The following is a 26,715-nucleotide window of genomic DNA, read 5'->3' on the forward strand; positions in this document are numbered from 1 at the left end:
ACGCTCGGCTTGCGCCATCCCTGGCGCAAACGCTTTACTCTTCTATTCCGTTATTCCCGTTTTCGTTCGGCAAATAAGTTTGTTGACAGTCAGAACCGCCGTGGAAAAGGCGGTTTTTCTTTTCTGCTCGTCACGCGAGATCATTCATTTTCAGCATAGTGAAGTCTCGTCATTAACTGGCATAATGCGCATGTCATTTTCGGTCAATACCTTAACAGGATATTCCTATTGGGCATGCGTAGGCGTGTTGTCCTACACTCGTTAAGGCCGCGCCGGTTAGTGCCGATGCGTAATTGTGACCGAGAGAAACACTTATTGCCGATACTTGCCGGTAAGAAAGGGCGAGTATATATCGTTATTATTGAGGTTTTCGCATGAAAAAAGTTACCGTTGCCGCAACACAAATGGCGTGTTCCTGGGATCTGCCCAAGAATATCGAAAATGCTGAAAAACTGGTGCGACAAGCGCATGCAAAAGGCGCTCAGGTTATCCTGATTCAGGAACTGTTTGCCGCACCGTATTTCTGTATCGATCAAAGCCCGGAGCACTATGCGCTGGCGCAGGAGCTGGAAACCAGCCCGCTGATTAAGCATTTTTCCGCACTGGCGGCGGAGCTGAACGTGGTGTTGCCGTTGAGCTTCTTCGAGCGTGCCAATAACGCCTATTACAACTCGCTGGTGATGATTGACGCGGACGGCACCGTGCTGGACGTTTACCGCAAAACACACATTCCAAACGGCCCAGCGTATCAGGAGAAGCAATTCTTCATTCCGGGCGATACCGGCTTTAAAGTCTGGCAGACGCGCTACGCAAAAATCGGCGTGGGCATTTGCTGGGATCAGTGGTTCCCGGAAACCGCCCGCAGTCTGGCGTTGCAGGGCGCAGAGCTGATTTTCTATCCGACCGCGATTGGTTCCGAACCGGCTTACCCGGACATCGACAGCCAGCCGCACTGGACTCGTGTTCAGCAAGGCCACGCCGCCGCGAATCTCGTGCCAGTGATCGCATCCAACCGTATTGGTACAGAAGCCAGCAAATACATCGACGGTCTGGAAATGACGTTCTACGGTTCGTCCTTTATTGCCGACCAAACGGGTGCGCTGCTGGCTCAGGCCAACAAGACAGATGAAGCGATTCTGGTGCATGAGTTTGATTTAGAAGCCATTGCTGCACAGCGTGCGTCATGGGGTCTGTTCCGCGACCGTCGCCCGGAAATGTACAGTACGATTGCCACCTCTGACGGCAAGACCCGGAGATAAGTGATGTCACAGCTAGCTACTCCTCATCTTACCACGCCGCATCAGGATGGTTTTGCGATGCCCGCCGAATGGGCACCGCATGATGCCGTGTGGATGATTTGGCCGTATCGTACCGACAACTGGCGCGAACAGGGCGTTCCGGCGCAGAAAACGTTCGCACGCGTGGCGGAAGCTATCGCTCAGAACACGCCGGTGATCATGGGTGTGCCCGCACGCTACATGGCGGATGCGCAACAAGTGATGCCGGTGAACGTCACGCTGGTGGAAATGGAAAGCGATGACGCCTGGATGCGCGACACCGGTCCAACCATCGTGCTGAATCAGACCGGTGAGCGTCGGGGTATCGACTGGCAGTTCAATGCCTGGGGCGGCGAGCTGGGCGGTCTGTACGAAGACTGGCGTCAGGATGAGAAAGTCGCGGCACAGGTGCTGGACTATCATCAGGCCGCGCGTTATGCCGCGCCGCTGATTCTGGAAGGCGGCTCGATCCATGTCGATGGTGAAGGTACGCTGCTGACCACGGCGGAATGCTTGCTCAACCCGAACCGCAACCCGCACCTGAGTAAGGCAGAAATCGAACAGTTGATGCGTGATTATCTCAGCATCTCTACGATTATCTGGCTGGAAGAGGGCGTGTACAACGACGAAACAGACGGGCATATCGATAATATGTGTTGTTTCGTGCGTCCCGGTGAAGTGGCACTGCACTGGACGGATGATGAAAACGATCCGCAGTATGCACGCTCCGTCGCGGCCTATGAGGTGCTGTCGGCCGCGCGGGATGCGCAAGGACGTGAGTTGAAAATTTGGAAGCTGCCTGCACCTGGCCCGCTCTATGCAACCAAAGAGGAAGCGCAGGGCGTGGACAGCGGCGATGCGGTTGAACGCCTTGCTGGCTCGCGTCTGGCGGGGTCTTACGTGAATTTCCTGATTAGTAACCAGCAGATCATTTTCCCGCTGCTGGATGAGAAGACGGATGACGTTGCACGCGATCTGCTGCAACAGATGTTCCCTGGCTACTTGATTAGCGGCGTGCCTGCGCGGGAAATCCTGCTGGGCGGGGGAAATATTCACTGCATTACGCAGCAAATCCCTGCGGCGAAGTAACGGTTGAGCCGTTAACTGACGGTTTAAAAAGAAGTGTAGCGGATAGGGATATCCGTTATAAAAAAACGCCGGGAGCGTTTTTCAACGTTGCGCAAGCAACGGCCCGAAGGGTGACGGATAGGGATATCCGTCATAAAAAAAGCCGGTTGGCGCGATAGCGTGAACCGGCTTTTTGATTAGACGAACCTTTGTCCGCCCATTTTCGATAACGCTTAGCCGCGTTTAGCGTCGGCTGCCGCTTTCACGATGACAGCAAAGGCGTCAGCTTTCAGTGATGCACCGCCAACCAGCGCGCCGTCGATGTCCGGCTGGGTGAACAGCTCAGCGGCATTCGCCGCATTCACCGAACCGCCGTACTGGATGATCACTTGTTCAGCAACGGCAGCATCTTGCTTAGCGATGTGGTCACGGATGAATTTGTGAACAGCCTGAGCTTGCGCAGGAGTCGCAGATTTGCCGGTACCGATAGCCCATACAGGTTCGTAGGCGATAACGGTGTTTTCAAATGCTTTCGCGCCCAGCGTATTCAGCACGGCGTCCAGTTGACGTGCACAGACGGCTTCCGTCTGGCCCGCTTCGTTTTCTGCTTCGGTTTCGCCAATGCACAGTACCGGAATCAGACCGACATCTTTCAGCACACCAAATTTCTTCGCAATGAATTCATCGCTTTCTTTGTGGTAGGTGCGGCGCTCAGAGTGGCCGATGATGATGTATTTCGCGCCGATATCTTTCAGCATCTCGGCAGACGTTTCGCCAGTGAAAGCGCCGGAAAGGTTCACGTCAACGTTCTGCGCGCCCAGCGCAATGCGGCTGCCGGCCAGTTGGTGATTAGCTTGATCGAGGTAGATAGCAGGTGGTGCAATCGCTACGCCACAGCCGTCAACGGTGCTGAGCTCTTTACGCAGGCCCGCGATCAGTTCGTTGACCATGTTAGTGCTGCCGTTCAGCTTCCAGTTACCCATAACTAATGGATGTCGCATCTTTTTTCCTCCAGCTGGAATCGCGAATGAATCAATATGTTAATAAATCAAGGTGTTAATGAACCGATGCATAAATTTTACTGCCGTCAGGCAATATGACCTGCCCACAGTATAGAGACGAAATGTGACCGTGGCTCTGTTTTTCGTCATGAATTACCGTGTTGATCACGGTTCAGATAGCGTTAGCTTAATCGGTTCAACAGCAAAAGTTAGCCCTTTTTCACCATCATCTGCAACAACATAACGCAAGGCTCCTTCCGTTTGCTGATAAAAGCGCTGTCCCTTGCCTTTTTCCAGCAGTCCGGTGACTTTTTTCACACTCTGTTCTTCCGTCAGTGACGGTGCGAACGTGCGTGCCAGTGCTGCCATATAGTCGATAGCCTGCTTACGGCGCGCCGCAGTTTCTTGTTCGCTCTGCGGCTGCGGCAGCCAGGTGATTTGCAGCGTTTTGATTTTCCCGGTGCCTTTCTCCAGTGCGGTTGAGGCATAGAGGTGGTCGTTGATCCGGCTGGCGGCGCGGGTCAACATGCTGGTGATATTACCGGTGTCGACAACCCGAAATTCGCCAATCGGCAGCGCTGGGTTGCTCAGATTGTAGCGAGAGCGGAACTGCGTGATGGTTTGATCGAAGGTAGGGGCACCAGCCAACAGATACGGCGCATTGGCTGAGGGTTTAGGCGGGTACGTCGGATCGGCACCCGCGTGAGTCTGGTACAGCACCAGCGATGATAAAATCAAAAGTGAAGCGATGCGTTTTCGTGTCATAGGGATTCGGGTCAGCCACTTCAAAAGATGTCCAGGCCGATAACGGCAGAATACGTTTGATTAAAGCGGCATTTGTACGTTGTTGTCAAAAATAGTACGTCGTTGTGAGAAATCGCACGTGGCTGACAAAAATCGCGTAAAGATGGCGGGCAACTGTCTCGGTTGAGGTAAAATCAGCCTGCGTAAAATACAGATTAATTCGGCCAGGCTGGCCGACAATTCAGGGCGTTATCGTTAATGACATTACAGCAGTGGTGCTTCTCGTTTAAAGGCCGAGTCGGTCGTCGTGATTTCTGGCTTTGGATGGCTATTTGGGTCGCGCTGATGGCGGTGCTGTTTACGCTATCCGGCCAAAGCTGGCTGGATACGCAATCGACGGCGTTTGGTTTGGTGGTATTGCTGTGGCCGACGGCGGCGATTATGGTGAAACGGCTGCACGACCGTAATAAGAGCGGCTGGTGGGCGCTGCTGCTAGTGGTGGCGTGGATGTTGGCTTCGGGGAATTGGACGATGTTCTCATCCATCTGGCAGTGGGGCATTGGCCGCTTCTTGCCGATCCTGATTGTCGTGATGACGCTGCTCGACTGCGGCGTTTTTCTGGGGACAAAAGGGGAAAACCGCTTTGGAGCAGCGGCGGAGCCGTTTCGCTTCCGCCGCTGATTAACAACGAACTGCCGTTTACCAATAGTTTTCGGCAGTCATATGACCGGGCCTGCGACGCAGGTGCTTGGTCATTTGGCGCTCCTCTTTCAGCAACAGCTGAGTGTCGCGTACCATCTGCGGGTTGCCGCATAGCATGACGTGGCTTGTTGCTGCATCCATCGGCAGGCCTACGGCGGCTTCCAGCGTACCGCTGCTGATAAGCTGGGGAATGCGGCCTGTCAGCGAGCCTGTTTCTTCTTCCCGACTGACGACGGTTTGAATACGTAACTGACCGTGATAGCGCTGCTGTAATTGCTGCATCAGCGGCAGATAGCTCAGATCGCGTGAGAATCGGGCGGCGTGAACCAGCACGATATTCTTAAAACGCTCCAGACCCTTGCCTTCCTGAAGAATCGACAGATAAGGGCCAATGCCCGTCCCTGTTGCCAGCATCCACAGCGTTTCGCAATCAGGCACTTCTTCCAGTACGAAAAAGCCGGCAGCCTCTTTGACGATCAGGACGTCTGAACCGGGCTGCAACGCATGCAGATGCGGGCTAAGCTTACCTTCTGGCACCGTCACCAGATAGAACTCAAGCGTGGGATCGCTGGGCGCATTCACGTAGGAATAAGCGCGTTGCACCTTCTCGCCATCAATCTCCAGCGCCAGTTTGCCATACTGCCCGGCAGTGAATGCATCGGTGGGTGCGTGAACCCGAATGCTAAACAGACTTTCTGTCCAGTTTTCTACCTGAACTACCTTGCCTGTCACCCATTCAGCCATATTTTTCTGCTCCTGTTGCTTGCATTAGACGCTGCTATTTTTGCATGTAAGTCGTGCATCTACGATACGCCATTTATTAACAACTGTGAAACAATCCGTCAGTCGGGCAGTGGCCTGCTACAGCAGGAATTCGTGCAGCGTACGATCCTTACGATCCAGATAGTGCGTCGATTTAATCCGGCGGATCGTGCGGGATTTGCCGCGGATCAGCAGCGTTTCGGTCGTTGCCATATTGCCTTTACGCGCGATCCCGTCCAGCAAATCACCTTTGGTGATGCCGGTTGCAGAGAAAATCACGTTATCGTTGCGCGCCATGTCATCAAGCTTGAGGACACTACCCGCGTCGATGCCCATTTGGCGGCAGCGTGCCAGCTCATCTTCACCGATACGGCGGTTTTCAGCACTATCGCCTTTGACCTGATGACGAGCGAGCAAACGCCCCTGCATGTCGCCATCAAGCGCGCGGATAACGGCTGCTGAAATCACGCCTTCTGGCGCGCCGCCGATGCCGTACAGCACGTCAACTTCGCTGTCTGGCATGCAGGTGAGGATGGATGCCGCTACGTCGCCGTCTGGAATCGCGAACACTTTCACACCCAACTGCTGCATGTCCGCGATACAGGCATCGTGGCGCGGTTTAGCGAGTATAGTCACCGTTAACTGGCTCAGCGGTTTACCCAACTTCAGTGCGACATTGCGCAGGTTGTCCGCCAGCGGCAGGTTGAGGTCAATCGCACCTTTTGCCTCGGGGCCAACAATCAGCTTTTCCATGTACATGTCTGGCGCGTGCAAAAACGTGCCCTTTTCGCCAACGGCCAGTACGGCCAGCGCGTTCGCCTGACCCATTGCCGTCATCCGCGTGCCTTCAATCGGATCGACAGCGATGTCTACGGCATCGCCCTGACCTGTACCGACCTGCTCGCCGATGAACAACATAGGCGCTTCGTCGATTTCCCCTTCGCCGATGACAATCTGGCCGTTGATATTGACCTGATTCAGCATGATGCGCATTGCCTGTACGGCAGCATTGTCGGCGGCATTCTTGTCGCCGCGGCCTAACCACTTATAGCCTGCCAGCGCGGCTGCTTCGGTGACGCGCGAGAACTCAATGGCTAATTCACGTTTCATAAATACCTGTCTATTGTCGATCGGGAAAGGAAGAGATGTGGGCGAGGATTTTATCACAACGGGGGAGAGTGGCGGTTGGGCGATAGGAAAAAACGGGCGCGGTAGACGCGCCCGATATGGATAGATGCGTTGGCGGATTACGCGTCGTGATCTTCCCAGTTACGGGCACGAGCCACGGCTTTCTGCCATCCGCTGTAGCGAATATTACGTTCTACGGTTTCGATGCTAGGGCGGAATTCACGCTCAATCGTCGCTTTGCTCTTCACTTCATCCAAATCGTTCCAGAAGCCTGTCGCTAAGCCCGCCAGGAAAGCTGCACCCAGCGCGGTGGATTCACGTACTTCCGGACGTTCCACACGCGTGCCGAGAATATCGGACTGGAACTGCATCAGGAAGTTGTTGGCGACCGCACCGCCGTCGACACGCAGCGCTTTCAGACGCGTATCGGCATCTGCCTGCATGGCATCCAGTACGTCGCGGGTCTGGAAGGCGATCGATTCCAGCGTCGCACGGATGATGTGGTTAGCATTCACGCCACGGGTCAGACCGAAGATCGCGCCACGGGCATACGGGTCCCAGTAAGGAGCACCCAAACCGGTAAAGGCAGGGACGACGTAAACGCCGTTAGAATCCTTCACTTTCGTCGCGAAGTACTCGGAGTCCATTGAGTCGCCGATCAGCTTCAGCTCGTCACGCAGCCATTGGATGGAGGCTCCGCCAACGAACACGGAGCCTTCCAGCGCGTAGTTCACTTCGCCGCGTGGACCGCAGGCGATGGTGGTCAGCAGGCCGTGTTTGGACAGCACCGCTTCTTTACCGGTATTCATCAGCAGGAAGCAGCCCGTGCCGTAGGTGTTTTTCGCCATGCCAGGATTGACGCAAAGCTGGCCGTACAGCGCCGCCTGCTGGTCACCCGCGATACCGGCGATAGGAATACGCGTGCCGCCTTTACCACCAATGTTGGTCTGGCCGTAGACTTCTGAAGACGCGCGCACTTCTGGCAGCATTTCGCGTGGGATATCCAGCGCTTCCAGCATGCGGGTATCCCATTCCAGCGTATGAATGTTAAACAGCATGGTGCGGGAGGCGTTGGTGTAATCCGTTACGTGAACACGCCCTTGCGTCATTTTCCAAATCAGCCAGGTATCGATGGTACCAAACAGCAGTTCACCGCGTTTGGCGCGCTCGCGAGATCCTTCAACGTGATCCAGAATCCATTTCACCTTGGTGCCGGAGAAGTAGGGATCCACCACCAGACCGGTGGTGTTGCGCACGTACTCTTCCAGACCGTCTTTCTTCAGCTTTTCGCAAATTTCAGCGGTACGGCGACACTGCCAGACGATGGCGTTATAAATCGGCTTGCCGCTCTCTTTTTCCCATACGACGGTGGTTTCACGCTGGTTGGTGATACCAATGCCCGCGACTTCATCCGCGCTGATATCGGCTTTAGCCAGCACTTCGACCAGCGTTGAGCTCTGTGTGGCCCAAATTTCCATCGGGTCGTGCTCTACCCAGCCCGCTTTTGGATAGATCTGAGTGAATTCACGCTGTGAAACGCTAACGATATTCGCATCGTGATCCAGTACGACGGCGCGGGAGCTGGTTGTGCCCTGATCTATTGCGACAATGTATTTTTTTTCCGGGTTCATAAATCCAATCCTGTAATGATTAACCGTGAAATAGGATGGTCGTGGCGTTAAGTTTAACGGCTTTCACGACGCGTGGTAGCTTCTGCCTCGGGTTCACACACATCGCATGGCAGATTGCGGCCAATCAGTGCGCGATAACCGAAGGCACCCAGACAGGCACCGATAATGGGGCCGAAGATGGGAACCAGGAAGTAAGGAATTTCACGTGCGCCGGTGAAGGCCACGTCGCCCCAGCCCGCCAGGAAAGCGAACAGCTTAGGACCAAAGTCACGCGCTGGGTTAAGGGCGAAGCCGGTCAGCGGTCCCATGGATGCACCGATAACGGCAATCAAAATACCGATCAGCAGGGGAGCGAGTGGCCCGCGTGGGATACCGTTGCCATCATCGGTCAGCGCCAGAATCAGGCACATCAGGATAGCGGTGATGACGGTTTCAACCAGCAGCGCCTGCATAACGGAAATGTGTGGGTTCGGATAGGTGGAGAAAATGCCCGCTAAACTCAGGCTTTCCGTACTGCCGCGCACCATATTGTTGGCTTGTTCAAAATCCACGAACAGATTGTGATAAAGACCGTAGACCAGTGCGGCGGCACAAAATGCCCCGGCAATCTGAGCCAGAATGTAAGGCACCACCTTGCGCCCGTCGAAACAGGCAAACAGCCACAGGGCGATAGTAACGGCCGGGTTGAGGTGAGCGCCGGAAATGGCGGCAGTCAGATAGATTGCCATCGCAACCCCCAGACCCCAAATGATGCTGATCTCCCACTGTCCGAAGCTGGCTCCCGCCAGTTTCAAGGCGGCGACACAGCCGACACCGAAGAAAATCAGCAGGCCAGTGCCGAGAAACTCGGCGATACACTGGCCTTTTAGCGTTGAACGTTCTGCTTGGCTCATATTTTTTTCCTGCTGGGTAACGTACAGAGTGGTAGGTCTAAGGATACCGTGGGGGCATCCTCTGTTTTAAATGTATTTATGATGTGAATTTATCGTTAATGCTCGAAAACGAGAAATATCGAAATTTAAATGTGTGTTGTGCGTCAAGAAAATGAGCGTATTCGCTTATAAAATGACTCGCAGTGATTTTTCGCCCACGGTTGATAGTAACGCTCAGGTTAAATTTATTAACACAATAGGAGTAATGGGGAAGCGAACAGGAGTAGTTTTCAGTTTACGCCGCCCATTTTTCCGTTTCGGCTGTCCGTTTTTCAGTTTGTACTGTTTGTTTTTCAGTTTGTACTGCCTGTTTTTCAGTTTGTACTGATAGTGTTACGTAAGAAAAGCTGCCACACTCGCGTAGTGGGGGATGTGCGCTAGACAGGTGGCGGTTGGCTACATACAATTTCGCTATGGTCTGTCTTGCCAGCCGTCCCGCGGTCAGGATTATGTTTACGGGCGGATGGCGACACCGTTGGGTGTTGGTTACAGAGTCCGAAAGCCAGCGTTAACCGATCTTTGCCTTGTTGCGATTAAAAGGGGTTTGAAGAATGTCATTTGAAGTGTTTGAAAAGCTGGAAGCGAAAGTTCAGCAGGCGATTGATACCATCACGCTGTTGCAAATGGAAATTGAAGAGCTGAAAGAGCAGAACAACGCGCTGTCGCAGGATGTGCAGGCGGCAGCTGGTTCACGTGAAGCGCTGGTGCGCGAGAACGAGCAGTTGAAAGAAGAGCAAGTGGTATGGCAAGAGCGCCTGCGCGCGCTGTTAGGCAAAATGGAAGAAGTCTAATAGGACTTGCTGGCTCAGACGAAGGAACGGCTTATCGATTGAGCCAAATAAAAAAGGGCGTTTATCGCCCTTTTTTGTGCTGATGTCACCGCAATAAAAACGCGGGAATTCAACGATATTATTCAATATCCAGCGGGTCTTCCGCCAAAATAATACCGGTATTATCGGCATACAGATGGTCACCGGAGAAGAACGTGACGCCACCGAAGTTGACGCGAATATCGCTCTCGCCGATGCCTTCGCTACCCGCGCCGACCGGAATCGCTGCCATCGCCTGGATACCGATATCCAGCTCAGCCAAATCGTCAACCTGACGCACCGCGCCATAAACGACAATGCCTTCCCACTCGTTTTGCGTCGCCAGCCGGGCGATTTCCGCGTTGATCAACGCGCGACGCACGGAGCCGCCGCCATCGACCAGAAGTACGCGCCCGAGGCCGTTCTCTTCCAGAAGATCGAACAGCAGGCCGTTATCCTCAAAACATTTCACCGTGGTGATCTTGCCACCAAATGAAGTACGCCCGCCAAAATTAGAGAACAGAGGCTCAACAACATTCACCTCTTCGTGGTAGATATCGCACAGTTCGGAAGTATCGTATTTCATAGGATTAACGTCTGTTTGCCGCCGGAATCATGAGTATATCCCTTTCTGGCGGCTGTTGGCAAAATCATCAAATGTTAACTTGATGCGTATCAGTAAATACGCACCACTTTTCGCCCGCGCTCACTTTACCCGCACTAACTCAATATCACGCCAACGGCGAACAGAATGTTGGTCAGCAGCGCGCCTTTCACCGTTTTTTCCAGCATCGGACGCATACTGAATGCGCTGGTTTCACGCAGCACATAGCGCGCCTGCTGAATCAGCAACGGGAGCGCCAGAATAAAGAGCCAGCCCGCCAGACTGTGCAGATAAAACGTGGCAAACAGACCGAGACAAACCGGTGCCAGCAACAGCAGCATCGTGTGATAGAAGCGCGCTTTTTCCGCACCAAGACGTACTGCCAGCGTGTTCTTTCCGCTGATGCGATCGTTGTCGATATCGCGCAGGTTGTTGATGTTCAACACCGCCGTCGCCAACAGACCGCAGGCCGTCGCTGGCAGCATCACGATGCTGTCGAAATGGCCGGTTTGCAGATAATACGACCCCGCGACGCTGAGCCAGCCGAAAAAGATCAGCACTGAAATATCGCCGAGTCCGATATAGCCGTAGGGCTTGTTACCGACGGTATAGGTGATGGCGGCGAAAATCGCCAGCAGCCCCAGAATCAGGAAACCAAAGATATCCGCCGGCTTTTCACACGCCAGAATCACCAGGCTCACGCCGGAAATGATGGTGAGCGCCACGGTCACGATTAGCGCATTGCGCAGCTGTGCCAGTGTAATCGCCCCGGTCTGAATACCGCGCAACGGCCCGATGCGTTCCTCGGTATCGCTGCCTTTTATCGCATCCCCATAGTCGTTCGCCAGATTGGAAAGGATTTGCAGCAGTCCGGCGGTTAACAACGCCAGTAATGCTACGCCCGGTTTAAAGCTGCTATGCCAGCTCGCGATCGCCGAGCCGGTGACGATGGACGCAAAAGCTAATGGCAACGTCTTTGGACGCAGGCTATCCAGCCAGGCTTTGGTTTTGCTGCTATGGGTCGATAAGGTCATGGTGTGCTTCAATTTTTATTGACGATTCAATTGCGTGAATCATCCGTTTATAAACAAGAAAAGTCAGTGATGGCGGCGTCAGAAACAAAAGTGGGAGGCCAACGCCTCCCACTTTATCGTTAATCGTGCGATCCGCGAAAACGGATTATAAGATAAATCGACTCAGATCTTCATCTGCTACTAATTCATCCAGATGATTACGTACGTAATCTGCGTCAATGGTAACGCTTTGACCGTTCATTTCGCTGGCGTCGTAAGACACATCTTCGATCAAACGCTCCATCACGGTATGCAGACGGCGCGCGCCGATATTCTCGGTGCTTTCATTGACCTGCCAGGCGGCTTCAGCAATACGGCGGATACCATCGGCGGTGAACGAAATATTTACGCCTTCCGTCGCCATCAGCGCTTTGTACTGCTCGGTCAGCGACGCGCTCGGCTCGGTCAGGATGCGTTCGAAATCTTCCGTGGTCAGCGCCTGCAACTCTACGCGAATCGGCAAACGCCCCTGCAATTCTGGAATCAGATCGGACGGGCTGGCAACCTGGAACGCACCGGACGCGATAAACAGGATGTGGTCGGTTTTGACCATGCCGTGCTTGGTGGACACGGTACAGCCTTCAACCAGCGGCAGAAGATCGCGCTGAACGCCTTCACGGGACACATCCGGGCCGGAGCTTTCGCCACGCTTACAGATTTTGTCGATCTCATCGATGAACACGATACCGTGCTGCTCAACGGCTTCGATCGCCTGCTGTTTCAGCTCTTCCGGATTCACCAGCTTGGCGGCTTCTTCTTCTATCAGCAGCTTGAAGGCGTCTTTGATTTTGACCTTACGGGCTTTCTGCTTCTGTCCTGCCAGATTCTGGAACATGGACTGGAGCTGGTTGGTCATTTCTTCCATGCCCGGAGGAGCCATGATCTCTACGCCAACGGGAGCGGCCGCCAGGTCGATCTCGATCTCTTTGTCGTCCAACTGGCCTTCACGCAGTTTCTTGCGGAATGCCTGACGTGCAGCGGAAGGCTCCTGCGTGCTTTCCGCCTGTCCCCAGTTGTTTTTCGCTGGTGGAATCAGCACGTCCAGAATACGGTCTTCCGCCATCTCTTCCGCACGGAAGCGGTTTTTTTCGATGGACTGGAGGCGCACCATCTTGATCGCGGAATCCGTCAGATCGCGGATGATGGAGTCAACTTCTTTACCTACGTAGCCCACTTCGGTGAATTTGGTGGCTTCCACTTTGATGAACGGCGCATTGGCGAGCTTCGCCAAACGGCGAGCGATTTCGGTTTTACCGACGCCGGTCGGGCCGATCATGAGAATATTTTTAGGCGTCACTTCATGACGAAGTGCTTCGTCCAACTGCATACGGCGCCAGCGGTTACGCAGCGCGATGGAAACGGCGCGTTTCGCTTTATGCTGGCCGATGATATAGCTGTCGAGTTCGCTGACTATCTCGCGCGGGGTCATTTCAGACATAGTTGATCCTTACGCCTTGGAGGCTAATTCTTCTATCGTGTGGAACTGGTTGGTGTAGATACAGATGTCGCCAGCAATCCCCAGAGATTTCTCGACGATATCACGCGCACCCAGCTCGGTGTTTTCCAGTAAAGCACGCGCGGCAGCCTGTGCATAAGGACCGCCGGAACCAATCGCGATCAGATCGTTTTCAGGCTGCACGACATCACCATTACCGGTAATGATCAGCGAAGCATTTTCGTCCGCGACGGCTAACAGGGCTTCCAGCTTGCGTAGCATACGGTCGGTACGCCAGTCTTTCGCCAGCTCGACGGCTGCTTTCACCAGATGACCCTGGTGTAATTCCAGCTTGCGCTCAAAAAGCTCAAAAAGGGTGAAGGCATCCGCCGTGCCGCCTGCGAAACCGGCGATGACGCGGTCATGGTAGAGACGACGCACTTTACGCACGTTGCCTTTCATCACGGTGTTGCCCAGAGTGGCTTGTCCATCACCGCCAATGACCACCTGGCCGTTGCGGCGTACGCTTACAATTGTTGTCACGAGTCAGTCCCCGTTTGAAGAAAAAGATCCCCGCATGATTCGGGGCACATTGAAGTTATAGATGGGGGAAGGCGTGGGGTTTTTCAACCCCCGCTGGCAAGAGGAATACAGTTTGATGCGCCCGCGCCCTTGAGACGTTGGATCATGCTATCTGCGGCAGCACGGTTGTTATAAGGCCCAAGCATAATACGGTTCCAGCCGCCGTTAGAGGTGATGCGGCTTTCGATACCGGCAAACGCCAACTGTGCTCTGACCGATTCGGCAGGATCCATGGTTTTGAAGGAGCCACATTGGATCGCCCAGCGCTGGGTTTTCTCGGTTTTTGGCGCTTCAGGCTGTTTGACCGGCTGTTGCTTCGGTGCTTCCTGTTTTGCTGCTTCTTGTCTTGGTACGACAGGTGCCGCTTGCGTGATCGCAGGTGCCCGTGTGGTTGGCTGCGTTGTTACGACAGGCGGCGGCTGCATTGGTTGAGTCTGTGGCTTAATCGTCACCTGAGAACGCGGAACCTGCGTCTGGTCGTTATACGGCACCTCGGAAAGCTGCGTTGGCTGGCGACGCATATCAGACTGCATCTGTTCCAGCAGCTGGCGCTGTTCATCCGTCAACTGCACTGGCGACTGAATCTCGCCACCCGCGGAAGGCTCCGTTGGCGTCGTGACGCCCAACTGACGATTTTCCAGTTCTTTGATGTAGCGCCAGCGTTCTTCCGGCTTGGGAGGCAGCCCGTTACCTTTGCCTGCATTCTGATGCGGCAGGACGGGTGAATCGTCCGGTTTATTATGGGCGATAAAGTACAGACCGCCCGCGAAGGTGACCAAAACGGCAACAGCGAGTGCGATCATCGTTTTGGACGCACCTGAAGCCTTGCCTTTTTTCCGGCTATTTGTCGTTTTCCGGCGCGTCCCTGATGAACGTCCCCGGCTCACGTAGTCTCTTTGTGCCACTGTCGTTTCGCTGTGAATTGATAGGTAAATAATATAATTAGGGGGTCATGTTACTGAACCCTCAAATATTTGACCAGCACCTGAAGTCTTAAAGCCTGTTACGGGCGTAATTCGGCGCGGCGACGCTGTCGCGTATGACCAGCTCACTAGACAACAGACGGGAACCGCTTTGTACCGTGTTGCCTTGCAACTGCTCTAAGAGTAGCAGCATTGCCTCGCGTCCGATCTGATAACGAGGCTGGGCGACAGAAGTCAGAGGCGGCCAGCTGTACTGCGCCTGTTCGATATCATCGAAACCGATAATGGAGAGGTCGCGCGGGATATCCAGCCCCATCTTTCTGGCCTGCGCCAGCACGCCCAGCGCCATGAGGTCGCTATGACAGAAGACCGCGCTGGGCGGCTGAGGATGTTGCATCAGCGCAATCAGACCGTTTATCCCAGTTTCGTAGGTGAAATCGCCCCGAAAGATATACTGATTATCGATGAGAATCCCGTTACGGCGCAGGGCCTGAATATATCCCTGCAGGCGATATTGGCTCAGGTGCATGTGCTCTGGCCCCGCAATGCAGGCGATGCGTTGATGACCCGCCTGATACAGATAATGTACGGCTTCAAAGGCGGCGGTCAGGTTATCGATATGCACGGTGGGCAGCGCCAGATCCGGTGAGAACTCATTCGCCATCACCATCGGCGGCAGATTACGCTGCTCTTCCTGGCCTGCGTCAAACGGCAGATTAGAGCCGAGTAACAGCATGCCGTCGATCTGCTTGGTAATAATCAGGTCGACGAAGGTTTTTTCTTTCTGATGCTGGTGAGCACAATCGCCAATCAGCACCAGATAGCCGTGTTCGGCTGCCGTTTCCTCGATCCCGCGAAATATTTCGGAGAAATAAGGATCGCAGATATCCGGGACGATCGTCAGGATCGTGCGCGATTCGTTACGCTTGAGATTCCTGTTGAGTGCGTGAGGCGAATAGCCAACGGCGATGACAGCCTGCTCGACCTTCCTACGGGTGGTCGCAGAGACTTTCTCTGGGTTCATTAACGTTCGGGACACGGTCGCGGTGGAAACGCCCGCTTCATCCGCCACGTCTTTCATCGTCGCCGTGGTGACGCCTTTCTTCTGCTTCAACGCTTTTCTCCTTGCGTCAGCGTTAACTGGCGCTGACTGTCAGCAGAACGCCCCTGTCTACTGACTTTCTATGATTACGGGTAACGCTTTTCGGGGACAGTATGCCGATAGAACGGCGCTATACCTGAGTACACAACCTGAGCTCAATAAACGGTCTGGCCTCAGCATACGGCCTGCGCAGACAGTGATAACAGATTGAACGCAGGTTTTGTTGCTTAATTTGCACAGAAAGTGTGATGAATATCGTGTTCTCGACGCCGATCGCAAAAAATGAGTGGCAAGAAACCGAAATGATCTAACAGGAAGCGCTAACCGTCCGTGGGGTCGACATCCAGCATCCATTTCACTTTACGCGCCTGCGGCAGCGTGCCGATTAGCGTCAGCGATGTTCTGACCAGTTTCTGCAATAGCGCTCTGGAGGGGTGCTGTAGCAAGAGCTGCCAGCGGAAGCGTCCCGCACGTTTGGGTTGCAAAGCAGGGACTGGGCCCAGCAGCCAGAGTGATTCATCCCGCAGCGGACTTGCCTCCAGCAAATTACGCAACTGCTGGAGGAATAATGCGGCCTGCTGATTATCGTGGTCGTCAGCGCGGAAGAGAATATGGCTGGTAAACGGCGGCAGAAAAACGCTTTTCCGTTCAGTCAGCGCCTGGCTGGCAAAGGCATCGTAGCCCTGTTGCAGCAGCGTTTGTAATAGCGGATGTTCCGGGTGGTGAGTTTGCAGCGCTACTTCGCCCGCCTTGCCTGCTCGTCCTGCACGACCCGCCACCTGAGTATAGAGCTGCGCAAAACGTTCGGCTGCGCGGAAGTCGGCAGAGAACAGCGAACCGTCCACGTCCAGCAGGGCCACTAGCGTCACGTCAGGGAAATGATGCCCCTTTGCCAGCATCTGTGTGCCGATGAGAAGACGTGCGCCGCCCTGCCTGACCTGCGAGAGCTGCTGCTCAAGCGCCCCTTTACGGCTGGTGGTGTCACGGTCGATGCGGGTGATCGGGACATCTGGAAAGATCGGTGCAAGGCTTTGTTCCAACTGCTCGGTACCCAGACCGACCGGCACCATATTGGTTGAGCCGCAACCGGGGCACTGTTGTGGAACCGGACGTTGGCTGTCGCAGTGGTGGCAGCGCAGCATCCTCTGATGCTGGTGGTAGGTATAGTAGTGATCGCAGCGCTGACACTCAGCAATCCAGCCGCACTCGTGGCACATCACCACGGGGGCGAACCCGCGCCGGTTGAGGAACAAGATAACCTGATTATCGTTCGTCAGATGGTGGCGGATGCGGGTAATCAGCGGCTGGGATAACCCGGCCGTCAGCGGCAGCCCTTTCAAATCGATGACGTGCTGTTTGGCGAGCGCGGCATTGCCCGCTCGTTTGGTCAGATTCAAGCGTCGATACTTGCCGATCTGGACGTTATACAGCGTTTCCAGCGCGGGCGTCGCCGTCCCCATGACGATGGGAATGTCTTCTTCTCTGGCGCGGAAGACCGCCAAATCACGTGCGTGATAGCGCCAGCCTTCCTGCTGTTTGTAGGAACTGTCGTGTTCTTCATCGATCACAATCAGCCCCAAACGGGCAAAGGGCGTAAATAACGCCGACCGCGTTCCGATGACGATGGCGGCTTCACCACTGCGGGCACGTAGCCAGACGGCAAGGCGTTCGCTGTCGTTGAGTGCCGAGTGCAGCACATCCACCGGGGCGTTAAAGCGTTCACGGAAGCGGGCGATGGTTTGCGGCGTCAGGCCAATTTCCGGTACTAACACCAGCGCCTGTTTGCCCTGTGCCAGCACATTTTCCAGCACGCTGAGATAGACTTCGGTTTTTCCCGAACCGGTGATACCCGCGAGCAGCCAGGCGGCAAAATGATTATCTTCGCTGCGGATCGCGCCGACGGCAGTGGCCTGTTCGGTATTCAAACGCAGTCGGTCGGTTGCCAAACTAAAACTTTGACGCCAGTCGTGAAGCGTTTGCTCTGCGGCCTGCAATTCGCACAGTCCTTTACTGCGCAGCGCCTGCAACGCCGTTTCCGTCAGCCCGATTTCGCTCACCTGATGGCGATAAAGCGGCGACTGAAGTAAGGCCGCCAGAGCCTGTTGCTGTTTCGCGGCGCGTTTGAGCGTGCTGAGCGGCGTCGCCCGACCCTGTTCGGTGGCAAACCACTGCCAGAGCGGGGCACGGTGTGCGGGTTTCCCCTGACGCAGTAGGATCGGCAGCGCGTGGAACAGCACTTCGCCAATCGGGTAATGATAGTACTCAACGGCCCACAGCAAAATGCGCCACAGGCTGGGGGGGAACAGCGGCTGTTCGTCCAGCACGTCATGCACGGGTTTTAATTGCTCAAGCGGAAGTTCGCTGGTGTCGCTCAGCGCGGTAATAATGCCGATCGCTTTACGGTTACCAAAGGAGACGCTGACGCGCGCGCCGACCTGCGGAGCGATGCCTCCTGCGGGTAGCAAATAATCGAATGTACGTGCCAATGGCACGGGCAAAGCGACCTGAGCGACAGACATAACTTCTCCGTGATAGTCGACGTAGATTGGCGCGGCGATCAATGACATAACCGAGCGGTCTGTATCATGCGCGACGCGGGGTGAAAATAACGCAAGGCGCTAGTGTACATGCTGCGAGGGATAATGTGTGGATGCGATTGCATCAGGGTAGCGGATTCTGTATGATCCGCCGCCATTGTGCCGTTTGCATAATGAAACTTACTTATACAACTTTCGTGTGGTGTCTGGCGGAACAGGGCTGGATAGCGACACGGCCTTAACTGAGGTTTCCCCATGAAAAAAGGTATTCACCCGAATTATTCTGCAGTTACTGTAACTTGCTCTTGCGGTAACGTGATCAAAACCCATTCTACCGTGGGTCGTGACCTGAACCTGGACGTTTGTGGCGAATGCCACCCGTTCTACACCGGCAAACAACGTGATGTTGCAACTGGTGGCCGTGTTGACCGCTTCAACAAGCGTTTCTCCGTTCCAGGCGCTAAAAAATAAGTTCTACTGGCCAATTGGTACAGTAACTTCCTGCAAAGGCACCGACAGGTGCCTTTGTTGTTTCTGGTGGCTCAGTGTTGTTCATCGGGAAGACGAGATTCGCTCTAATGCCGCCTGCGCGAGAAAACCTGAGCGGCTTTTAAATTCAGGATTACTCGCCACGCAACGATCAATTCGGTCAATCAGCGATTTAGGCAGCGTGACGTTAATTTTTTCTGAACCGCCCATTAAACGCGTCACATCAATATCAACAACCGCCCACGTGTACCCAGCGTATTCTGCGCTTTTTGCCAATTGGCCTACTGAAGACACGGTGGGAATATCCTGACCCATCTCGATCAGCAGTTCGATATGTCCGGTAATCGCCTCTTTAGCATTCGCGATGGCATCGTCTAGCGTATCGCCTGCAGAAAAACAGCCCGGTAGATCTGGCACTGTTACACCGTATGCGTGGGTATCGTCGCCTGCTTCAATTGCAATCGGATAAAACATAATTAAGCCTCTTCGAGTCAGCGATGATCATATTCCTGCTTGTTTCCTGATGCTTTTTACCGTGCCTATCGGTAAATCTTCCCTATTAAATAACCCCAATAACTCCAGCTAGCAATATTTTGGAGTTATTTCATCCCTGCTGACGTTTTACCAGCATCCCCAGCACGAAGATGCCGCCTAATCCTGCCGTAATAATCCCGATGGGCAATTCCTGTGGTGCCAGTAGCTGTCGGCTGAGCCAATCGCCGCCGCACAGCAGTATCGCACCCAGCACGGCGGTCAGCGGCAGAAGCTTCTTGTGCAGCACGCCGCTCAGCGGGCGAGCCAGATGGGGAATCATCAGGCCGATAAAACCAATCACGCCGGTCAGCGCGACTAACAGCGACGTGGCGAACGCGCAGCAGATGAAAATTTCCACCCGTACGCGAGACAGATTAACCCCCATTGAGGCCGCGGTTTGTCCGCCAGCCAGCAGCGCGTCGAGCGCACGCCAGCGCAGGGCGGTGAGGCCGAATAGCAGCAGAACGCTGAACACCGCAAAAGGTAACGTGTCCCAACGGGCAAGGCCCAGCCCGCCCAGCGACCAGAAAAGAATCGAGCTGGCGGCCCGCTGATCGCCGGAAAACACCAAATAATTTGTCAACGCACCGAACAGAAATGAGATCGCCAATCCACAGATGATGAGGCGCTCTGCGCCCCGCGCCTGTTGCAGCAGAAACAGCACGGTCACGGCGACGGCCGATAAGAGTCCGCCACAGAAGGCCGCTATCGGCAGCGCCCAGTCACCGAGCTGCTCACCAAAGCGGGTGATGACGGCGACCGCACCCGCTGAGGCACCGGCAGACAGGCCAAACAGAAACGGGTCGGCCAGATCGTTGCGGGTTGCCGTTTGCAAAAAGGCACCGACCATCGCTAACCCCGCGCCGCACAGCGCCGCCAGCAGGCTGCGGGGAATACGCAGTTCGAGAATAATGCGTGACGTCATCGGCGACACGTCTGCTGATGATAGCCCCAACACGCTGGCGACCTGCGTAAGGGGGATCGTCGTGCTGCCTGTCGCAATATTTAACAGCATCAGCCCAGCCAGTATCAGCAGCGCGATAACGAAGGTTGCGGCATAACGTGAAGACGTAGGGCTCACTTAAAAGCATCCGGGTAGAGTGCGTGCGCCAGTTTATCGACGGCAGCGATATTCGCGGGTCCCGGCGTGAGCTCTGCATATTGCAGTTTCAGATAGCGATGCTGTTGTACGGCGGGGGTAAATTTCATCAGCGGATGTGATTCCAGAAAGCGCCTTAACGCATCTGCACCGTTGCCGGTCTGGTAATCCAGCAAAATGATAAAGTCAGGCTCGCGTGCCGCCACGCTTTCCCACGATGTCGAGGCCCAGCTCGTCTCCATATCGTCCATGACGTTCTTGCCGCCCGCCGCCTCAATGATGGCGGTTGGCATGGCGAATTTCCCGCTGGTAAAGGGCTTATCGTCGCCAGAGTCATACAGAAAAACCGTCTGCTTTGGCTGATTGCCAATACGGGTTTGCAGTTCGGCAATGTGCTGCTTCCAGCCGTCAATCTGTTCCTGAGCCTGTTCCTGCTTGCCGAAGATTTTCCCCAGTTTCAGCATGTCGCCGTAGAGCAGATCCATGCTGGCTTGTGGCCGCTGTTTCTGCTGTTCGGTGAAAACGCAGCTTTCGCTGAGTACCAGTGTCTGAATGCCGTATTTTTGCAGCGCTTGCGGCGTGACTTCGCCACCGACTTTCATGCCGTAGTTCCACCCTGCAAAGAAGAAATCCGGGTGTACAGCCAGCAGATTTTCCAACGTCGGGTATTTTGCTGCCAGTTCAGGGATTGTGCCCTGCTGCTTGATAAAGTCAGGGGGCGCTTTATACCAGCCAGTGATCCCCGTCAGCCCGACAATATTTTTTTGCAGCCCAAGCGCAAACGCCATTTCCGTCATGTTCAGATCATGAATAACGGCTCGCTGGGGCGGCTGGGTGAAGGTTAGCGGTTGCCCACAGCTGTCGACCGTGACGGGAAAACCCGAGGCGTGTGCCCAGCACGACGTCAAGGCCAGCAGTCCAGACAGAAGCGTTATTTTCATCAGGGTTCCTTAGTGCAGTTCAGGGGCTTCAAAGATGCGAATGGGCGAGCCGTTTATCGGATGCGGCACCGTAAAGCTCTCCATCCCAAATACGGATTTCACACAGTCGGCGCTCAGCGCGTGTGCAGGTGTTCCCCAGCGGAGTAGCGTTCCCTGCTGCAACACGGCGACACGGTCGGCAAAGGGGGTGATGAGTGGCAGATCGTGCAGCACCGCCAGCGTTGAAATGCCGCGTTTCCGCACCAGAGACAGCAGTTGCGCACGCGCTAGCGGATCGAGATGGTTCGTCGGTTCATCCAGCAGCAGGAGCTGCGGCGTTTGCGCAAACGCACGCGCCAGCGCCGCGCGTTGACGTTCTCCACCGGAGAGCGTGCCCAGCAGGCGATGGCGCAGCGGTAATAATCCGGTATCGTCCAGCGCTTCTTCGATGAGCTGGCGATCGTACGCTGGTGTGCTGAATCCGTGGTGGGGAATCCGCCCTAAGGCGACGTACTCCGCGACCCGCAGACGCAGGTCCGGTGCATCGTTCTGCGCCAGAATCGCGATGCGCTTTGCTCGCTCATGACGGCTGAGTGTATTCAGCGGTTGACCGTTTAGATGGATGTATCCCGCTGTCGTACCGAGCTCGCTGGTTAACACGCGTAGCAGCGTGGATTTACCGCTACCGTTGGGCCCAACCAGCGCCAAACGCTCTCCAGCCTGCATGGACAGCGAAATATCACTGAGCCTCGGTGCGCGATTGGCGTCGGCAACAGAAACATGGTGAAGCTGTAGCAGCACGGGGTTACTGGAGAAAAGTTCTGTCATGATGCGGGCATATCACCGTTATAGATTAAAAATGATATGTTATAACATAACAAATTAAATGCAATCCCGATTCACAATGTGAGTGTAAGACGAAGCGTTCGGAAGAAGTGCGAGCGGTGGAGGGGCGAGGTTTTAGAGGTTAGTGAAGAGTGATGTGTTGAGCGGGATTCTCTGCATAGCAAAACCCCGCCGGAGAAGGCGGGGTTAGCCAGAAAACCGACAGCGTAAACGCGATCAGTATTCCCACGTATCCGGGTCGATACCCATTTCACGCATGATGATTTTCGCGGCTTCAGGAATTTCATCGCTGCGTTCTTTACGCAGGTCTTCGTCATTCGGTAACGGTTGACCTGTGAACGCGTGCAGAAACGCCTCGCACAGCAGTTCGCTGTTGGTGGCATGGCGCAGGTTGTTCACCTGACGACGCGTGCGTTCGTCAGTCAGTATCTTTAGTACTTTCAATGGGATAGATACTGTTATCTTCTTGACTTGCTCGCTTTTTTTACCGTGTTCAGCGTAAGGGCTGACATACTCGCCGTTCCACTCAGCCATGGGATACCTTAAAAATTAATCTAATGAAGACAGCATCTGTCATGAAATGCCACAATTCTAGCGGTTATTATGCTTATGCTCAATCTATACGCAAAGAAGTTTAGATGTCTAGATGTGTTGACGTCTATTAAAACTGCGTTTACTCTTAAGTTCCTATCTTTTCAGCCTCCAGCCAGGAAATGAGCCGATGACGCGTAAACAGGCAACGATCGCAGTCCGCAGCGGGTTAAATGATGATGAGCAGTATGGCTGCGTCGTCCCACCCATTCACCTTTCCAGCACGTATAACTTTACCGGATTCAACCAGCCACGCGCACACGACTATTCGCGTCGCGGTAACCCCACGCGTGATGTTGTGCAGCGTGCGCTTGCCGAACTGGAAGGCGGTGCGGGTGCGGTAATGACGAGCAGCGGAATGTCGGCGATTATGCTGGTTTGTACGGTGTTCCTGCGTCCCGGCGATCTGCTGGTGGCGCCGCATGATTGCTACGGCGGCAGCTATCGTCTGTTTGACAGCCTGAGCAAGCGCGGCGCATTTCGCGTCAAATTTGTCGATCAAAGTGATACCGATGCGCTCAACGCGGCGTTGGCAGAAAAGCCGAAGCTGGTGCTGGTGGAAAGCCCGAGCAATCCGCTGCTGCGCGTCGTGGATATTGCCGCGATTTGTCAGGCCGCGCGGGAAGCGGGCGCGGTCAGCGTGGTGGATAACACCTTCCTGAGCCCGGCGCTGCAGAAGCCGCTGGAGCTGGGTGCCGATCTGGTGGTGCATTCGTGTACCAAGTACCTGAATGGTCACTCTGACGTAGTGGCGGGTGCAGTGATCGCCAGAGATGCCGATACCATTACTGAACTGGCCTGGTGGGCAAACAACATCGGCGTCACAGGCGCGGCGTTTGACAGCTATCTGCTGCTACGTGGCCTGCGTACTCTGGCACCTCGCATAGCAGCCGCGCAGCGTAATGCGCAACAAATCGTTGAATTCTTACAGACGCAGCCGTTGGTGAAGGCGCTGTACCATCCTTCACTGCCGAACAATCCCGGCCATGATATTGCCCGCCGTCAACAATCCGGCTTTGGCGCTATGCTAAGTTTTGAGCTGGATGGAGATGAAGACACGCTACGCCGTTTTCTGGCCTCGCTGGAGCTGTTCACACTGGCGGAATCGCTGGGCGGAGTCGAAAGCCTCATCTCTCATGCGGCAACGATGACGCATGCTGGCATGGCGCCAGAAGCGCGTGCCGCGGCGGGTATCTCTGAAACATTACTGCGTATTTCCACCGGCATTGAAGACGGCGATGATCTGGTTGCCGATCTGGATCGTGCGTTTCAAGCCGCAGCCAAGAGGTAAGAATGAGTGCATTAGGAGTAGCGCCATCGGTAACAGGCCGACAGCTGCATAAGTTTGGCGGTAGCAGTCTGGCCGATGTGAAGTGTTACCTGCGCGTAGCCGGTATTATGGCGGAGTATAGCCACCCCGGTGATTTGATGGTGGTATCTGCCGCAGGCAGTACCACAAACCAGCTGATTAGCTGGTTGAAGCTGAGCCAGAGCGACCGCCTGTCGGCGCATCAGGTTCAGCAGGCATTACGCCGCTACCACAGTGAACTGATTGCCGGGCTTCTGCCTGCGCAAGAGGCAGAGACGCTGACCGCTCAGTTTATTCGCGATCTGGAGCGTTTGGCTGCGCTGCTGGATGGCAAGCTGACGGATGCCGTCTACGCCGAAGTGGTTGGGCACGGTGAAATCTGGTCGGCTCGCCTGATGTCTGCCGTGTTGAATCATCTGGATATGAATGCAGCGTGGCTGGATGCACGTGATTTTCTCTGCGCAGAACGTGCCGCGCAGCCGCAGGTGGATGAAGGCCGTTCCTGGCCGCTGTTGCAGCAATATCTGACGCAACACGCAGGTCAGCGTTTAGTGGTAACGGGTTTTATCTGCCGCAATGATGCAGGCGAAACGGTGCTGCTGGGGCGCAACGGCAGTGACTATTCCGCCACACAAATTGGTGCGTTGGCGGGCGTTGAACGCGTGACCATCTGGAGCGACGTCGCCGGGGTATATAGCGCCGATCCGCGTAAAGTGAAAGACGCCTGCCTGTTGCCACTGCTGCGGCTAGATGAAGCCAGTGAACTGGCTCGTCTGGCGGCACCGGTATTACATACGCGTACCTTACAGCCCGTTTCCGGCAGCGATATCGACCTGCAACTGCGTTGCAGCTATCAGCCTGAACAAGGGTCGACGCGCATCGAACGCGTACTGGCCTCGGGCACAGGTGCCAAAATTGTCACCAGCCATGATGACGTGTGCCTGATTGAAGTTCAGGTTCCTTCTGAACACGATTTCGTGCTGCTGCAAAAAGAAGTCGAACAGCTTCTGAATCGTGCGCAGCTGAAACCGCTGGCGATCGGCGTTCATCAGGATCGTAACCTGCTGCAACTGTGCTACACCTCCGAAGTGGTGGATAGCGCGCTGCAACTGCTGGCACAGGCCGCGTTACCTGTTGAACTCAATCAGCGTGATGGGCTGGCGATGGTCGCGATGGTCGGTGCAGGCGTGGGTAAAAATCCGCTGCACAGTCACCGCTTCTATCAGCAGTTGAAAGATCAGCCGATTGAATTTGTCCGCCAGGCCGATGATGGCATCAGTCTGGTGGCGGTGCTGCGTGTCGGTCCGACGGAGCATTTGATCCGTGGGCTGCACCATTCGCTGTTCCGGGCAGAAAAACGTATCGGTCTGGTGCTGTTCGGCAAAGGAAATATTGGTTCACGCTGGCTGGAGCTGTTTGCGCGTGAGCAGAGCAATCTGTCTGCACGTACCGGTTTTGAGTTTGTACTGGCCGGTGTGGTGGATAGTACGCGCAGCCTGTTGAACTATGACGGACTGGATGCCAGCCGTGCGTTGGCTTTCTTCGAAAGTGAAGCGCAAGAGCGGGATGGTGAAGATCTGTTCCTGTGGATGCGTGCGCACCCCTTCGATGATTTGGTGGTGCTGGACGTCACCGCCAGTGAATCGGTCGCCGATCTGTATCTGGATTTCGCCAGCTATGGTTTCCACGTCATCAGCGCTAACAAACTGGCGGGTGCATCAGGCGGCAATAACTATCGCCAGATCCGCGACGCGTTCGCGAAAACGGATCGTCACTGGTTGTATAACTCGACCGTCGGCGCAGGGTTGCCGGTCAACTTTGCGGTACGCGATCTACGAGAAAGCGGCGACAGTATTCTGGCGATTAGCGGGATTTTCTCCGGCACGCTTTCCTGGCTGTTCTTGCAGTTTGACGGCACCGTGCCGTTCACCGAACTGGTCGATCAGGCTTGCCAGCAGGGGCTGACCGAGCCGGATCCGCGTGTTGACCTCTCTGGTCAGGATGTCATGCGTAAGCTGGTGATTCTGGCGCGTGAAGCGGGCTATGACATCGAGCCTAGTCAGGTTCGGGTTGAGTCGCTGGTGCCGCCGGGCTGTGAGCAGGGTTCTGTCGATTACTTCTTCGAGAACGGCGATTCGCTGAACGAGCAGATGCTGCGTCGTCTGGAAGCCGCACAGGAAATGGGTCTGGTTCTGCGTCACGTTGCACGCTTTGACAGCAATGGTAAAGCGCGCGTGGGCGTTGAAGCGGTTCGTCCCGATCATCCGCTGGCCTCGCTGTTGCCGGGTGATAACGTGTTTGCGATTGAAAGTCGCTGGTATCGGGATAACCCGCTGGTTATCCGTGGGCCGGGCGCGGGGCGCGATGTCACCGCCGGTGCGCTTCAGTCTGATCTAAACCGCTTGGCGCAGTTACTGTAGAACCTGTTGTCAGCGCGACATACCGTTGGCCGTCTCCGCGTATGGGGAGATGGCCAATACTCAAGAGACCCATTCCCTCGTTTCCCTTCTCGCTAAGAAATTTCCACCGCTATCTTTCTCGTCAGTCGTGTCATTGAAATGTCACGGTGACAACACGCCACTGACACGATGTCACCGCACAATCAGTGCATTGTTTG

The 26,715-nt window shown here is 55.0% G+C and carries 25 protein-coding genes; 7 read left to right on the plus strand and 18 right to left on the minus strand.

Annotation, left to right across the window (positions count from 1 at the left end; genetic code table 11):
- Window positions 1–374: 374 nt before the first annotated feature.
- Both aguB and aguA read left to right on the plus strand, forming a co-directional pair.
- On the plus strand, window positions 375–1,259 hold the full coding sequence (gene aguB, locus MYB54_RS00735; protein ID WP_014917008.1) for an N-carbamoylputrescine amidase: 885 nt from the start codon (window positions 375–377) through the stop codon (window positions 1,257–1,259).
- Between the two features lie 3 nt (window positions 1,260–1,262).
- The gene (gene aguA / locus MYB54_RS00740) at window positions 1,263–2,366 is read left to right on the plus strand and encodes an agmatine deiminase (RefSeq protein ID WP_014917007.1); all 1,104 of its coding nucleotides are present in this window, start codon (window positions 1,263–1,265) and stop codon (window positions 2,364–2,366) included.
- A 212-nt stretch (window positions 2,367–2,578) separates the two neighbouring features.
- Here the strand turns inward: aguA and tpiA are convergent, their stop codons facing one another.
- Together tpiA and MYB54_RS00750 are read right to left on the minus strand one after the other, a co-directional pair.
- On the minus strand, window positions 2,579–3,346 hold the full coding sequence (gene tpiA, locus MYB54_RS00745) for a triose-phosphate isomerase (protein ID WP_014917006.1): 768 nt from the start codon (window positions 3,344–3,346) through the stop codon (window positions 2,579–2,581).
- Window positions 3,347–3,511: 165 nt separating this feature from the next.
- Window positions 3,512–4,111 (minus strand): YiiQ family protein, encoded by a 600-nt coding sequence (locus tag MYB54_RS00750; RefSeq protein ID WP_040043766.1) that lies wholly within the window; start codon window positions 4,109–4,111, stop codon window positions 3,512–3,514.
- A 237-nt stretch (window positions 4,112–4,348) separates the two neighbouring features.
- Here MYB54_RS00750 and MYB54_RS00755 point away from each other — a divergent pair, with 237 nt between their 5' ends.
- A complete protein-coding gene (locus MYB54_RS00755) occupies window positions 4,349–4,771 on the plus strand; it encodes a DUF805 domain-containing protein (protein ID WP_010281540.1) in 423 nt (140 codons plus the stop codon).
- 18 nt (window positions 4,772–4,789) lie between these two features.
- Here MYB54_RS00755 and fpr read toward each other — a convergent pair whose 3' ends face one another.
- The 4 genes from fpr to MYB54_RS00775 all read right to left on the minus strand — a co-directional run bounded on the left by fpr (window position 4,790) and on the right by MYB54_RS00775 (window position 9,206).
- Window positions 4,790–5,536, minus strand: coding sequence for a ferredoxin--NADP(+) reductase (gene fpr, locus MYB54_RS00760; RefSeq protein ID WP_010281538.1), 747 nt, complete (start codon window positions 5,534–5,536; stop codon window positions 4,790–4,792).
- Window positions 5,537–5,653: 117 nt separating this feature from the next.
- Window positions 5,654–6,664, minus strand: a complete 1,011-nt coding sequence (glpX, locus tag MYB54_RS00765; protein WP_039275793.1) for a class II fructose-bisphosphatase — start codon at window positions 6,662–6,664, stop codon at window positions 5,654–5,656.
- A gap of 137 nt (window positions 6,665–6,801) precedes the next feature.
- Entirely contained in the window at window positions 6,802–8,313 is a 1,512-nt protein-coding gene (gene glpK, locus MYB54_RS00770) for a glycerol kinase GlpK (protein WP_014917002.1), read from the minus strand.
- Window positions 8,314–8,366: 53 nt separating this feature from the next.
- Window positions 8,367–9,206, minus strand: a complete 840-nt coding sequence (locus MYB54_RS00775) for an MIP/aquaporin family protein (RefSeq protein ID WP_014917001.1) — start codon at window positions 9,204–9,206, stop codon at window positions 8,367–8,369.
- Between the two features lie 590 nt (window positions 9,207–9,796).
- On the opposite strand from MYB54_RS00775, the gene zapB reads away from it, so the two are divergent.
- Window positions 9,797–10,036: a septal ring assembly protein ZapB gene (gene zapB / locus MYB54_RS00780; protein ID WP_010281529.1), complete on the plus strand. Its 240-nt coding sequence runs from the start codon at window positions 9,797–9,799 to the stop codon at window positions 10,034–10,036.
- Between the two features lie 118 nt (window positions 10,037–10,154).
- Here zapB and rraA read toward each other — a convergent pair whose 3' ends face one another.
- The 7 genes from rraA to priA all read right to left on the minus strand — a co-directional run bounded on the left by rraA (window position 10,155) and on the right by priA (window position 18,292).
- On the minus strand, window positions 10,155–10,640 hold the full coding sequence (rraA, locus tag MYB54_RS00785) for a ribonuclease E activity regulator RraA (RefSeq protein ID WP_010281528.1): 486 nt from the start codon (window positions 10,638–10,640) through the stop codon (window positions 10,155–10,157).
- Between the two features lie 134 nt (window positions 10,641–10,774).
- Window positions 10,775–11,692 (minus strand): 1,4-dihydroxy-2-naphthoate polyprenyltransferase, encoded by a 918-nt coding sequence (locus MYB54_RS00790; protein ID WP_014917000.1) that lies wholly within the window; start codon window positions 11,690–11,692, stop codon window positions 10,775–10,777.
- Between the two features lie 145 nt (window positions 11,693–11,837).
- Window positions 11,838–13,169 (minus strand): ATP-dependent protease ATPase subunit HslU, encoded by a 1,332-nt coding sequence (gene hslU / locus MYB54_RS00795; protein ID WP_014916999.1) that lies wholly within the window; start codon window positions 13,167–13,169, stop codon window positions 11,838–11,840.
- A gap of 9 nt (window positions 13,170–13,178) precedes the next feature.
- Window positions 13,179–13,709 carry an ATP-dependent protease subunit HslV gene (hslV, locus tag MYB54_RS00800; protein ID WP_005973334.1) on the minus strand — a complete coding sequence of 177 codons (531 nt, stop codon included), beginning with the start codon at window positions 13,707–13,709 and terminating at the stop codon, window positions 13,179–13,181.
- Window positions 13,710–13,792: 83 nt separating this feature from the next.
- Complete coding sequence (gene ftsN, locus MYB54_RS00805; RefSeq protein ID WP_119870816.1) at window positions 13,793–14,653, minus strand: cell division protein FtsN; 861 nt, start codon at window positions 14,651–14,653, stop codon at window positions 13,793–13,795.
- 88 nt (window positions 14,654–14,741) lie between these two features.
- Window positions 14,742–15,785, minus strand: coding sequence for a DNA-binding transcriptional regulator CytR (cytR, locus tag MYB54_RS00810; protein ID WP_010281514.1), 1,044 nt, complete (start codon window positions 15,783–15,785; stop codon window positions 14,742–14,744).
- 308 nt (window positions 15,786–16,093) lie between these two features.
- Window positions 16,094–18,292 (minus strand): primosomal protein N', encoded by a 2,199-nt coding sequence (gene priA, locus MYB54_RS00815; protein ID WP_014916996.1) that lies wholly within the window; start codon window positions 18,290–18,292, stop codon window positions 16,094–16,096.
- A gap of 273 nt (window positions 18,293–18,565) precedes the next feature.
- Here priA and rpmE point away from each other — a divergent pair, with 273 nt between their 5' ends.
- Window positions 18,566–18,781, plus strand: coding sequence for a 50S ribosomal protein L31 (rpmE, locus tag MYB54_RS00820; RefSeq protein ID WP_010281510.1), 216 nt, complete (start codon window positions 18,566–18,568; stop codon window positions 18,779–18,781).
- An 81-nt stretch (window positions 18,782–18,862) separates the two neighbouring features.
- Here the strand turns inward: rpmE and MYB54_RS00825 are convergent, their stop codons facing one another.
- The 5 genes from MYB54_RS00825 to metJ all read right to left on the minus strand — a co-directional run bounded on the left by MYB54_RS00825 (window position 18,863) and on the right by metJ (window position 22,732).
- On the minus strand, window positions 18,863–19,273 hold the full coding sequence (locus MYB54_RS00825) for a type II toxin-antitoxin system HicB family antitoxin (RefSeq protein ID WP_014916995.1): 411 nt from the start codon (window positions 19,271–19,273) through the stop codon (window positions 18,863–18,865).
- A gap of 130 nt (window positions 19,274–19,403) precedes the next feature.
- Window positions 19,404–20,414, minus strand: coding sequence for a FecCD family ABC transporter permease (locus tag MYB54_RS00830; protein WP_014916994.1), 1,011 nt, complete (start codon window positions 20,412–20,414; stop codon window positions 19,404–19,406).
- Complete coding sequence (locus MYB54_RS00835) at window positions 20,411–21,373, minus strand: ABC transporter substrate-binding protein (protein WP_014916993.1); 963 nt, start codon at window positions 21,371–21,373, stop codon at window positions 20,411–20,413. Before MYB54_RS00835 ends, MYB54_RS00830 begins: the two co-directional genes overlap by 4 nt.
- Window positions 21,374–21,382: 9 nt before the next feature.
- Window positions 21,383–22,180, minus strand: coding sequence for an ABC transporter ATP-binding protein (locus tag MYB54_RS00840; RefSeq protein ID WP_014916992.1), 798 nt, complete (start codon window positions 22,178–22,180; stop codon window positions 21,383–21,385).
- Between the two features lie 234 nt (window positions 22,181–22,414).
- On the minus strand, window positions 22,415–22,732 hold the full coding sequence (metJ, locus tag MYB54_RS00845; protein WP_005973355.1) for a met regulon transcriptional regulator MetJ: 318 nt from the start codon (window positions 22,730–22,732) through the stop codon (window positions 22,415–22,417).
- 187 nt (window positions 22,733–22,919) lie between these two features.
- Here metJ and metB point away from each other — a divergent pair, with 187 nt between their 5' ends.
- Window positions 22,920–24,080 (plus strand): cystathionine gamma-synthase, encoded by a 1,161-nt coding sequence (metB, locus tag MYB54_RS00850; protein ID WP_014916991.1) that lies wholly within the window; start codon window positions 22,920–22,922, stop codon window positions 24,078–24,080.
- Window positions 24,081–24,082: 2 nt separating this feature from the next.
- The gene (locus tag MYB54_RS00855; RefSeq protein ID WP_014916990.1) at window positions 24,083–26,518 is read left to right on the plus strand and encodes a bifunctional aspartate kinase/homoserine dehydrogenase II; all 2,436 of its coding nucleotides are present in this window, start codon (window positions 24,083–24,085) and stop codon (window positions 26,516–26,518) included.
- Window positions 26,519–26,715: the final 197 nt, after the last annotated feature.

This window comes from Pectobacterium nicotianae (assembly GCF_023272715.1).
Classification (GTDB): domain Bacteria; phylum Pseudomonadota; class Gammaproteobacteria; order Enterobacterales; family Enterobacteriaceae; genus Pectobacterium; species Pectobacterium brasiliense.